Origin of the sequence: Shewanella sp. KX20019 (genome assembly GCF_016757755.1) — a bacterium.
Taxonomy (GTDB): Bacteria; Pseudomonadota; Gammaproteobacteria; order Enterobacterales; family Shewanellaceae; genus Shewanella.
This window is the reverse complement of sequence record NZ_CP068437.1, coordinates 2,354,030-2,366,204: the sequence shown is the minus strand read 5'-3', so window position 1 is coordinate 2,366,204 and position 12,175 is coordinate 2,354,030. Positions and strand designations below refer to the sequence as shown.

Here is a 12,175-nt window from a genome sequence, read left to right as displayed (position 1 = left end):
AAAGAGAAGCTTTCGCTTCTCTTTTTTCAGCCTTTACTTGGGTTGCCGCCAAAATACCGCTGCTATTGCCGGTAGGATAATTATGGCACCTAACATATTTACTAAAAACATAAACGTGAGCAATATACCCATGTCCATTTGGAACTTAAGCGCAGAGAAGAACCAAGTGCTCACGCCTATTGCAAGTGTTAAGCCGGTAAATATTACCGCACTGCCACGCTCGACTAATGCTTCATAGTACGCTTGCTGTACCGGCATACCATCTCGTAACCTTACCGCCATTGTCGATAGAATATAGATCCCGTAATCAACACCAATACCGACGCCTAGAGCAATAACCGGCAAAGTACTTACCGCAAGACCGATATCAAGTTGTGTCATCAATGCTTGCGCTAAAGTCGATACCACATACAAAGGTAAAATAACCGCAATAGTGGCACGTAAAGAGCGGAAGCTTATCAAGCACAATACAAACACAGCACCATAGACATACAGCATCATTGGCAGTTGGGCTTCAGCAACCGCTTCGTTAGTTGCCGCCATGACGCCGACAGGGCCTGATGCTAACCTGAACATGAGTTGTTCATTATTCATCTTCGTTTGCAGCTCATTAACCTTGGCGATAACGACTTCAATGGTTTCTGCTTTGTGATCTTTTAGGAAAAGATACACAGGCATAACGGAGCAATCACTGTTTAATAAACCTGAAGTTGTGGGTACACGCCCTACCGCTTGTACAAGACTTGCGGTGTTTCTAGGCAAGACTTGCCACTTCGGATTACCTTCATTAAAGCCAGCGTTGACTCTTTTAGCTACCGAAGCCAAGCTCGCAGTCGACTCAACACCTGCAGTGTTACTCACTTGCCACTCAAACTCATCAATTTGAGTTAGTACCGAGTGGTAAGTACACGCTTCTGGGAATGCTTCTACAATAATAGTCATTACATCTGTGGTAATTGAAAACTTATCTGTAATGAAGAAAGTATCCTGATTATATCGAGAATCTAAATGCAGTGCGGGTGCCCCGCCCTGAAGATCACCGATTTTCATTTGATTCGCTTGCTGTAACCCTACAGCATATAAAGCAGTAGTAATGAGCAATACCCATACTGCATATTTAGGCGTTGCGAACTTTGATAGCTTGACCCAAATATTATTTACTTTAACCGCGGCGCTGCTCTGTGGAGCTTGCACATTGGTATAAGAAATAACAAGTGGCAATAGAATCAGGTTGGTTAAAATAATGACCGCGACACCTAGAGACGCAGAAATTGCCAGTTCGCGAATAATACCGATATCAATCGCCAGAAGGGTCAAAAATCCTATTGTGTCCGATAACAGCGCCACACCACCTGGGATCAACAGACTTCTGAACGCTAACGCAGCCGCAGCTTTAGTACTTTGTCCGTCACCCACTCTGCGCTTAACTGCGTTAATCATCTGTACGCTATGACTTACTCCTATCGCAAATACCAAGAATGGTATCAAGATGGACATAGGATCTAAGCCAAAACCAACAACGGTTAACAAACCAAGTTGCCACACAACAGCAATTAAACTACACACGAGTGGTAAAACAGTCAGCACAATTGATTTAGAGAAAAAGTACACCATGACAGCGGTGACAAGAATGGCAATGAGGAAAAACAGCAATACGCCTTTGGCACCTTCGGCAACATCACCAGCCATCTTGGCAAAACCAATAATATGAATTTTTATATCGTCAGTTTCGTATTGTGCTCTCAGCTCCTGTTCCAACTGTTCAGCAAACGCAAGCGTATCGAGAGGTTTACCGGTTTGTGGATCGAAATCCATCAACTGGGCGCTCACCATCGCAGCGGAGTAATCCTCTGCAATCAGGCGACCAACAATACCGGCTTTTTCAATATTGCCGCGCACAATGGATAAGCCTTGGTCGGTAGTGGTAAAGTCAGCAGGGATAACTGGACCACCGGCAAAACCATCTTCGACGACTTCTGTAAAACGAGTCGAAGGGGAAAACAGTGATTTTACCTGTGCCCTATCAACACCAGGGATAAAAAACAGTTGATCATGCACATTTTTGAGTGAATCAAAAAAATTAGCGTTAAAGATATTGCCGCTAGTGTCTTCAACCGCCACCATAATGCTATTTGCACCACCAAACTGTTTCTGGTGTTTCAAATAGGTTTTCATGTAACTATGGTTGAGTGGAATATTTTTTACAAAAGCAGCATCCATTTTCAGGTTGCTTGCTTGCAAGCCTAAAAATAGCGTTGCAATAACAAATAAGAAAATTACGAAAGCGCGATGCCTGAAGAGATAGGTTTCAATGCCATTTACGAGTTTATCTAACATAAGTCAGGTCCTATTATTTTTGTACTAACTTGATGAGACCTTTATTGCCAGCGACCCACAACACACCTGTGGAGTCTTCAGCAATGGCGACGAGGTTTTCGCCCTGTCGTTGTTCTACTAACTGCGCGTCACCTTTTTCCGTAACATCTATAATAACGCCAGCATTACCAACAATACGCAACACAGACCCCTCTATAGGGATCGCTGCATTAATCGTAGAGTCGACAGGTAAACTAATCTCCTGCCATAGCGCTACGTCTTCATTCGACTCAAAAAGATGCCCTCTGAGCCCCATAACATAGACACGGTTATCGACAGTTGCCGCATTAAAGAGAGACCCTTCGTAGGGAAAATCTTGTTTCTGCCAATGGTTTCCTCTATCGCTTGAGACAGCGACAAGACCCAATTCCCCCACCATTATGAGCAGATCGTTGGCAATAGGTAATACGCGATTAAAATGCGGTAGCAAGCTATTACGCTCTGACAAATACAGTGCTTCATCTTCGGCTTTTAACTCTTCAAGGTAAGCCACGTCCTCTTCAAAAAGAAGCTCTTGATGGTACTCGCTCTTCCAGTTTATACCGCCGTCAATGGTGCGATAAAAAAGGCCATACGCGCCGATAGCAATGCCATTATCTTCATCAAAAAAGAGAAGATCTAAAAAAGGTTTTTCGATTTCCGGCGCCTGCATCTGTAAATGCCAAGTCAAGCCGCCATCAAGAGTGTGGATAATTGTAGCGTCATGGCCGACAGCCCAGCCTTTATCTTCGGAGATAAAGAAAGCTTTGGTTAACTGCGCTAAGGTAGGTGTGTTGACTTGCTGCCATTTTGTATCAAAAACAAATGCGTGGCCACGCTCTCCAACAGCAACCAAAGTTTCGCCATATTGAGCAATATCGAGAACTAAAGAGTGCGCAGCAAGAGGTTGAATTTGTTGTTCTAATATTGTTTCTTGCGCCAATAGAGCAGAAGAATTAAAAATACTGGCGACACTCAAAAATGAGATAAACCGAAGCATGCTAAACGACATACAGACTTCCTTTAAATATAAGAGGGGCAAGATGCCCCTCGTTTTGTGGGTTAACGAATACCAGCACGTCTTAGCGCAGCAGGCGTGAAGTTACCTTCACTAAGCTTTGCATCAAAGTCGTACATACGGCCTTCATTATCTAGCCCCATTGCGATATAACGGCGTGACTGAAGATCATGGAATACTTCCAAAGTACTCCACTGAGTGGGTACTTCGTAGTAGTTCAAGCCGTGAGCTATCGCGACGCGATAAAGCTCATCTCGGTTGTCATATAAGTCAGCAACCGATACCTGCCACGAGTCTTCATCAATATAGAAGGTACGTGCCTTATAAATATGACGCATGCCCTCTTTCAATGTGGCTTTTACCACCCATACACGATGCTTTTCATAACGAACAAACTCTGGGTTGATATGCCCTGGAGTGATGATCTGCTCATAAGTCAGCTTATCTGAGTGCAGCTTATAATCGTTATAAGGGATATATAGCTCTTGCTTGCCAACTAACTCCCAGTTGTAACGCACTGGAGAGCCGTTAAACATATCGAAATCATCGGTTGTTCTTAAGCCATCAGAAACCGTGCCAGGGGTGTCAAATGCAACATTAGGTGCTTTACGCACACGACGCTGACCTGTGTTGTATGTCCATGCTTGACGAGGTAACTTCTCTTGATCCATTGTTTCTTTTACGAGTAGTGCAGTCCCTGCTAAACGAGCTGGCTGGGTAACAACTTGTTTAAAGAAAAACAGCGTATTTTCTTTGGCTAACTTATCCAATGTCATCTCAGGACGAGAATACTGAAAACGGATAGCTTCAGTTGTCTCAACGAGCGTATAACTACCACCGGCCGTAGGCGCAGCTTGGCTACGAGATGTCTTGATATCAACACCACGAAAGCGCAGAGCATGATTCCATATGACCTCGAGACCATTAGCGGGTATTGGGAAAGGCACACCAATAGATGCTCCAGTAATACCATTACCACCATCAATTAACTCTGCACGTGTCGCGTTAGCAATTGTGGCATCGTATACAAACTGTGGTACTGACGCAGAGCGGCGCGATTGATAAACATTCATTTTGAAAGTTTCAGGATAAAGCTCAAAAAGCTTGATTTGCCCGTCACTTAAAAATGCTTTGTATTGGTCTTTATTAGCATTGGTAATGGTAAATTCAATTTTATCACCAGGAAATGGATCGGGGTGATGCATGCCTTTACTATAGCCCGCTACAGGCTCAGTAATGCCACCATTCCATGCTGGAATAGTCCCATCTGCATTGCCCGCTTTTACAGCGCCAAGTGGTGTAAACTCAGACCCTAATTTGGCTGCGTCTGCGTCAGATACTTTAGCGAAAGCGCTAGATGCGCCTAAGGCCATAATGACTGCTGCAGACAATATCGCAAGATTCTTCATTTTTATTGTCCTTGTGACTTAAATTGAGTACTTGACGTTGAACGACACATAGTCTCGATCAGCCATAGTATTTGTCGTTCCTACTCCACCAAAGAAAGTGTTGTAAGAGATATCTGCACTCCAGCGGCTTTGGTAGTCAAAGTTAAGACCCAAAGCAACCGACTTTTTACCTTCAGTAAACAGGAACATTGGATCTGGCGTAATACCATCAACATCATGAGAGAAAATGACTCTTGGCGCGATATTTATGCCACCCCATACGTTGTTGTAGTCCGCCTTAGCGACTAAACGATAACCCCATGCAAAATCGGTGGGGAATGGATTTGTTTCAGGACCGTTGTGCAATGCCTCAATAATGCCAGGCATATCGGGGTTACCACCCGAACGCGCAGTACCAGGTCCATTTAAGCGAAGCTCATCAAAGCTCGGCATATCATGGATCCACACGCCGCCAATTTCGGCAAGCATGACAAGGTTATCAGTTCCCAATGTTGGACCAAATAGATGGGTAAATGTGGTTTGAGCTTGAGTTGTGTCTAAACGGATAAAGCCCTCTGCATATTGACCAGGACCATAATTTTCAACTTGTGAAATGCCGTCCAAATCAGGGCGAAGGCCAGCGTTAGCCAATTGCTGTGGCATTGCGGCAAACAATAGTTCAACATCATCAATCTGTAATGGCTCATCCAAACGATGGGCAATTTCACCGGCAACAGAGGTGTCACCCACTAATGTGTTGAAGCTAAAGCCCATTAATTGGATATCTTCAGGATAGACAATTTGTGCTTTGGAGAAGGTTTCTAATGCTAATAGGTCTTCACGGGTCATCATTTCGCCAGACTGCGCTTTTCCACCTAGGCGTTGTAAGTCTCTACCAATCGCTTCTTCAGTGAAATTAGCAGTAGTACCACTGATCAGTGGACGTCGGCTATGATAATTCATGTAGTACAAACCAAACTCGGTTTCACCCAGCTGCGGTGCGTAATAACCAACTTTAACGCCCCATTGACCGTCGTCACTCGCTGAAGCATCATCTTCAGTTAATGTAGCCTTAGTTGGATACGCTAATGCAAGACTTGCCAGAGTTGCATTATCAACTTGCCCAGAACCGACCATGCCAACAAGCGTATTATATTCAGAAAGTAGGAAGTCGAGATTCATATCAGGATTGGCGTTAAAGCCTAGCTGAGCATTTTGGTTATAACCGCCGTAACCAGCAAAATCATTGGTAGAGAAGATAGAACCAGGCGTTGGTACCCAAACAGGCTGCCAATCATACTGATAAAAACCTTCTATTGACAGATCATCGGTTAATCCGAAAGATGCCCAAACCATGCCTTGTGGCCTAAAAGCTTCTTTTAACTCTGCACCGGGTGCATTCAAGATATTAAGATCTACAGCATTAATCACACCGATACCATGGGCTATCAAGGTACTCTCACCCCATGAAACCACTTGATTACCCACGCGAACCGATAGCGGGTTAGCACCATCGTTGAAATCGAAATCAGCGTAAACGAACGCATCAAGCAACCGAATGTCTTTACACTGAACCTCTGATGCCTTGCTGTCTGCACAAGGATCAAACTCTTTGCCCGTTAGAGGGTCGTTAAAGTCATAATTACCATCATTGAGCTTACGGTCATAAAAATACATACCGCGCGCAAAAACACCAAAGTTCTCATATTTTAAAGATAATTCATGCAGACCTTTAAATATCTCTGAAGTGGTGTCACCTTGCGAGTAAAGTAAATTGCTCAAATCACCGTTGCTTGAATAGGAACCTGGCTGCGCCCAAATCTCAGCTGAGCTGTATTTAGTATTGCCAAATGCAGTATAACCAGACCAATCAAACTGAGGTTGGTTTACCTTACCTATCTGATTGTTCCAGTCTCGCCCTTCTACTCGCCAACTTGCACCAGCAGTCCAGGTTGAATCAAATGTTCCTTCTACTTCGCCCCAATTAAATGAGACTGCATTGGCACTTGTTGATATGCCAAAACCGAGCGCCGCAACTATCCCCAAAGCGAGCGTCGACTTGTTAAAGCCGTTTTTAACCTTTTTCATTTTAGCTTCTCTCCGTAACCTGCTGGATTCTTTTGTTATTGGAATTGATAGCCAACATACTGTTAGCTTACAGGTAACACCATTGTTACAGCATTTACACGATGTGAGCAAGGATGAAATAGTGAAAATCTTTAATAGATTCAGCCATTTTAGAGGGAATTAGCGTGGTGTTTGAGAGGGTGTATTTAAATCAGATTTAGATAATATTCAGAAGAGAGTAATTACAAGTTATATATTATTTAATAACAATGCCTTATACAAAAATATACAAATTCAAACCAGTGCGTTTAAAGTAATCGACCGTTTTAAGTATTTACTCTAATTTTTATTGAGACTGATCAGATTTCCTTGCTCATCAACCACCATTTTAAAATAGGCTCGGATCCCAGACCGAGTAAAAAACGGCCGAAAATGCCTGGCACTTATCCATAACGTTCTTCCGGCGGTATCGATGACTTCAACTTTGGTCACTTGCCCACGATAATAGGGTAGGAAATCTTCATAGCTGATATTAAGCGGGAATTGGAATACTTGGTTAGATTGTCGCACTAGGTTTCTCTCGGATTGATGTCAACGGCTCAACTTAAACAGAGAGTAATCCTCTGAATAAGCTGAGATTTTACTTAGTCAATAATGATTATGACAGTGCTTTTGTCACCTTTTCATATAGATCTTTAGAAAGATCACTAATCGCAAGTATTTCCTGTAGCGATCTGCGCATCAATGCTTGCCTTTCTAGGTCAAATTTTTTGAATTGAATGAGCGGTGTGATGATCCTTGCGGCAACTTGTGGGTTAACTGTATTGAGCTTAATAATCGCCTTAGTCAAAAACTCATAACCCTTCGCGTCTTTACGATGAAACTCAAATGTATTGGCAGCAGCAAATACCCCAATCAGTGAGCGTACTCGATTAGGGTTAGACATACTAAAGGCTTCATGTTGTAACAATTGCTCTAATTGCCCAATACAATCATTACTGGTTAACGTTGCATGTAAACTCAACCATTTATCCATCGCTAATGGTGTTTCTAACCAGCGTGTTTCAAATGAGCTCATTAGTTGACTTCGATCAGCCGAAGTTTCGCCATTGAGTGCCGTTAGCGCACCTAAGGTATCAGTCATATTGTCTGCAGACTCAAACTGCTGCTTAGCTAATTCACGATATGAGTCATCAACTTTTAAAAGCAGACTTAAACAAACATTTTTTAGAGCGCGAGCGTCAGCACTATCAAGGCGCTGTAACTGTTTTACTTTTGCTTGCAGCTCATCTTCACAACCTTGTGCGATCTCAAGCACTGCAAACTGGCGTGCCAAAGCCAAACTATCTAAATCAATTGAATCCATTTGTTCAATCAATGAACCAGCACTTGTGAGCGTAAGGATCTCAGCCATTAGCGCTTCATTAAGGCTCTCTGATAATAAAACGCCCTTAAAACCATCTACCAATCGACCATCAATATACATTGCCTTGCCGCTTTGCAAACTTTCAACGCATTGCCATACAGCCTGACTGAATAGCGATACTGAAGCCTCCCACTTGGCAACTTCGCTACTAGCAAAGCGCATCAAATGAAGCATTTGCTCTATCGAGTATTCAAAGTCTAACTTTACCGGAGCTGAGAAATTTTGCAGCAATGACGCGAAAGGTTTGCTCTTTATATTATTAAAAACAAACTGCTGAGATTGCTCTTTAAAGTCTAGAACTTGATTAACCAAACTATTACCTTCGGCATCGATAAGCTCAATATCAAAAGGAATATGTTGCGGCAACTTTTGAGCTTGACCAGGAGTATCTGGTGTATTTTGAGTCAAGGTTAAGCTATATGTGTTAGTTAACTCATCAAAAGACTCTGTTACCGTCACTTGAGGTGTACCTGCTTGGCTATACCAAAGTCGGAACTGCCCTAAATCGACTTTACTTGCATCTTCCATCGCTGCGACAAAATCATCACATGTAACAGCTTGTCCATCGTGTCTTTTAAAATACAGTGCCATACCCGCTTGGAATCTATCTTCACCTAGCAAAGTGTGGATCATTCGAATAACTTCAGCACCCTTGTTATAGACTGTAACCGTATAGAAATTGTTCATTTCAATGACAGATTCTGGACGGATCGGATGTGCCATAGGGCCAGAGTCCTCAGCAAACTGCTGATTTTTCATTACCTTAATAGCATGAATGCGGTTAACTGCACGAGAACCTATATCAGAACTAAACTCCTGATCTCGAAAAACAGTTAAACCCTCTTTTAAGCTTAACTGAAACCAATCACGACAAGTGACTCGATTCCCTGTCCAGTTGTGAAAATACTCATGACCTACGACCGACTCTATCCCATGATAATCATCGTCTGTCGCTGACGCTTTATCAGCGAGCACATATTTAGTGTTAAAAACATTAAGCCCTTTATTTTCCATAGCGCCCATATTGAAAAAATCAACGGCTACAATCATGTAAATATCGAGATCATATTCTAAGTTGAAACGTGTTTCATCCCACCTCATTGACTTTTTAAGCGATGCAATCGCATGATGCGCTTTATGTAAGTTACCTCTATCGACAAATACCTGTAACTTAACGGCTCTATCACTACGAGTAATATACTCATCTTCTAAAAGATCGAAGTCACCCGCCACTAAAGCAAATAAATAGGCAGGTTTTGGGAAAGGGTCATGCCATTTAACGTAATGTAGACCACCCTCTAGCTCACCACTCTCAACGAGATTACCGTTACTGAGTAAGAATGGGAATAATGCCTTATCAGCTTCAATTCGAACGGTATAGATAGCCAGCACATCTGGTCTATCGAGGAAATAGGTAATGCGTCTGAACCCTTCTGCTTCGCATTGCGTGCAGTACGCACCGTCAGACATATAAAGTCCTTCAAGGCTGGTATTTGACTCTGGGTCCGTTACTGAAATAACTTCTAAAGTAAAGTTATCCAACTCAGTCTCTATTATCAATTGCCCCTGCTTTTCGCTGTATAGCACTGCTACACCATCAATTTTAACTGATGTGAGGTTAATCTCTTCACCATCTAGAACCAAAGACTCACCATGGGTACCGACTCGGTTAACTTTGCTTGTGGCTATTATTACTGTTTTATCACCTGCTAAAGAGATATTTAAATCAAGGTGACTGATCTGAAAATGCGGTGCTTGGTAGTCTTTGAGGTACTTGGCTTGAGGTTGTGTCATTGTAGGCCTACATATTCTAATTTTAAGTTAAAAAAAACGCGCTAAAAGCGCGTTTTCTAATTCGGAAAGAACAACTATTTCTGATTTTTAGCGACTTTTTCGACGTCGGCTAAATCAAGTGTGATGTAAGCTGTTTCATCAAGAAATGCATCTGCTTTTTCGATGTCGTCTTCAATATCGTCTAATGATTTAACGATCTCTAGATCTTCTCGGACTCTGCGTTCGTTAACACGATCAAGTTGCTTCTTGTCATTTTCATCTCGTTCAGCAAGTCGTTCACTTTCGACCAATGAAACTGTCTTGTCGTTATGACTCTCTTTAAACTCTGCAATATCTTGGAAGATGTAGCTAAATTCGACGTCAGTCTTAATTCTTTGTTGATGCTTACCATCAAGATTTTGAATCAACTGCGGGTAGATCTCAGTTAATGTACCGTATTGAGCTACAGGCACCTTATCCCAAGGCAATGCATTCTCCTCTTCAGCTTCGCCATATTCCCCTGGTTCTAATGCACTTGGGAACGAAATATCAGGGGTTACACCTTTAAGTTGTGTGCTACCGCCATTAATTCGATAAAATTTGGCAATGGTGTACTGTACATGCCCAATAGGCTTCTCATACATATCGTATATACGGCCAAGGCTCTTATGCTGTTGCACAGTCCCCTTACCAAAGGTAGATTCACCTACAATTAATGCTCGGTCATAATCTTGTAGCGCCGCGGCAAAAATCTCTGATGCTGACGCGCTATAACGATCGACCATTACTGTTAAAGGTCCATCATAGGTAACCCGTCCATCGTTGTCTCTATTTTGCGAAACTCGTCCATTAGCGTCACGTATTTGCACAACAGGACCCTGTTCAATGAACAAACCGGTCAGTAAAGTAGCTTCTGTTAAAGCACCACCGCCATTGCCTCGCAGATCAATAATAATCCCTTCAACCTTTGCTTCTTTCAGCTCTGCAAGCTCTTTAGAAACATCCTTTGAAAGATCCATATAAAAACCAGGGATTTGGATAACACCCACTTTACGATTGGCGTATGGTCCTTCAGTAGGCTCAACAACTTTTGATGTTGCTGCACGGTCTTCAAGTCGAATTTTATCTCGAACAATGGTGAGTTCAAAAGACTTGGCACTCGAACCACCTTTATTTGGCAAGATCTCTAACACAACCTTGCTGCCTTTAGGCCCTTTAATTAATTCAACAACGTCATCTAAACGCCAGCCAATGACATCAACAACCTCTTCACCTTCTTGACCGACACCAACAATTTTGTCTTCTGGTGATAACTTCTCGCTTGTAGCCGCTGGGCCACCAGCAACTAAGCTCTTAATAACGGTATAATCGTCATCGACTTGAAGAACAGCACCAATACCCTCTAGGCTCAAATTCATCTCCATTTGGAAACGTTCAGCATTTCTAGGAGATAGATAACTAGTATGCGGCTCAACCGTTCTTGCAAATGCGTTCATCACCCCTTGGAAAACATCTTCACTGTGGGTTTGACTAAGACGCTTAATCGAATTGTTGTAGCGCTTCGACAAAATAGTAACGATTTCATCCCACTTTTTGCCAGTGAGTGAAAGGTTAAGCGCATCGTATTTGACTCGCTGACGCCAGAGTTCATTGAGTTCGGCTTCATTCTTTGGCCAAGCGGCATCTTTACGATCAAATTCGTAAACATCACCTGCAACATCAAATTTCATCTCTTTATCAAGCAAAGAAAGCGCATAGGAAAATCGTTCATAACGACGCTTTTGAATGACTTCAAACATGGAGTATGCTTGTTGAAGATTGCCACTTTTCAACATGTCGTCAAACTGAGTTGAATACGCCATAAAGCTATCAACGTCAGATTGCAATAACACGTTTTTACGATAATCTAATTGCTTAAGATAACGTTCGAAAACTTGCTTTGAGAACGCATCGTCCATTTCAAAACGATGGTAATGTGATCGAGTAAACAAACCAGTGACGCGTTTACTCGCCACCTTGTGCTGGGGTTCCTGTTTTAAAGCAGGTAACTCGCTGAATTGAATAGTAGGGCTAACAGCCCACGCCGAGAATCCTACAAAAATACTGGCGATAGATACAGCCAGAGACATTTTCCGCATCAACAAGTTA

General features: G+C 42.6%; 7 protein-coding genes. All 7 read right to left on the bottom strand.

Annotated elements, in window-relative coordinates; genetic code table 11:
- Window positions 1–33 precede the first annotated feature (33 nt).
- The 7 genes from JK628_RS10395 to prc all read right to left on the bottom strand — a co-directional run bounded on the left by JK628_RS10395 (window position 34) and on the right by prc (window position 12,165).
- The gene (locus JK628_RS10395; protein WP_202289397.1) at window positions 34–2,337 is read right to left on the bottom strand and encodes an efflux RND transporter permease subunit; all 2,304 of its coding nucleotides are present in this window, start codon (window positions 2,335–2,337) and stop codon (window positions 34–36) included.
- Between the two features lie 13 nt (window positions 2,338–2,350).
- Window positions 2,351–3,367, bottom strand: a complete 1,017-nt coding sequence (locus tag JK628_RS10390) for a WD40/YVTN/BNR-like repeat-containing protein (protein WP_202289396.1) — start codon at window positions 3,365–3,367, stop codon at window positions 2,351–2,353.
- Between the two features lie 50 nt (window positions 3,368–3,417).
- A complete protein-coding gene (locus tag JK628_RS10385; RefSeq protein ID WP_202289395.1) occupies window positions 3,418–4,782 on the bottom strand; it encodes a DUF1329 domain-containing protein in 1,365 nt (454 codons plus the stop codon).
- An 18-nt stretch (window positions 4,783–4,800) separates the two neighbouring features.
- Window positions 4,801–6,849 carry a DUF1302 domain-containing protein gene (locus tag JK628_RS10380; RefSeq protein WP_202289394.1) on the bottom strand — a complete coding sequence of 683 codons (2,049 nt, stop codon included), beginning with the start codon at window positions 6,847–6,849 and terminating at the stop codon, window positions 4,801–4,803.
- Between the two features lie 318 nt (window positions 6,850–7,167).
- Window positions 7,168–7,398: a DUF2835 domain-containing protein gene (locus JK628_RS10375; RefSeq protein WP_202289393.1), complete on the bottom strand. Its 231-nt coding sequence runs from the start codon at window positions 7,396–7,398 to the stop codon at window positions 7,168–7,170.
- Between the two features lie 88 nt (window positions 7,399–7,486).
- Entirely contained in the window at window positions 7,487–10,048 is a 2,562-nt protein-coding gene (gene pepN / locus JK628_RS10370) for an aminopeptidase N (protein WP_202289392.1), read from the bottom strand.
- A gap of 74 nt (window positions 10,049–10,122) precedes the next feature.
- A complete protein-coding gene (gene prc / locus JK628_RS10365; protein WP_202289391.1) occupies window positions 10,123–12,165 on the bottom strand; it encodes a carboxy terminal-processing peptidase in 2,043 nt (680 codons plus the stop codon).
- Window positions 12,166–12,175: the final 10 nt, after the last annotated feature.

Excerpts from the sequence above, each read along its gene's own strand:
- JK628_RS10395 (WP_202289397.1), bottom strand. The coding sequence starts at position 2,337 with ATGTTAGATAAACTCGTAAATGGCATTGAAACCTATCTCTTCAGGCAT.
- JK628_RS10390 (WP_202289396.1), bottom strand. The coding sequence starts at position 3,367 with ATGTCGTTTAGCATGCTTCGGTTTATCTCATTTTTGAGTGTCGCCAGT.
- JK628_RS10385 (WP_202289395.1), bottom strand. The coding sequence starts at position 4,782 with ATGAAGAATCTTGCGATATTGTCTGCAGCAGTCATTATGGCCTTAGGC.
- JK628_RS10380 (WP_202289394.1), bottom strand. The coding sequence starts at position 6,849 with ATGAAAAAGGTTAAAAACGGCTTTAACAAGTCGACGCTCGCTTTGGGG.
- pepN (WP_202289392.1), bottom strand. The coding sequence starts at position 10,048 with ATGACACAACCTCAAGCCAAGTACCTCAAAGACTACCAAGCACCGCAT.
- prc (WP_202289391.1), bottom strand. The coding sequence starts at position 12,165 with ATGCGGAAAATGTCTCTGGCTGTATCTATCGCCAGTATTTTTGTAGGA.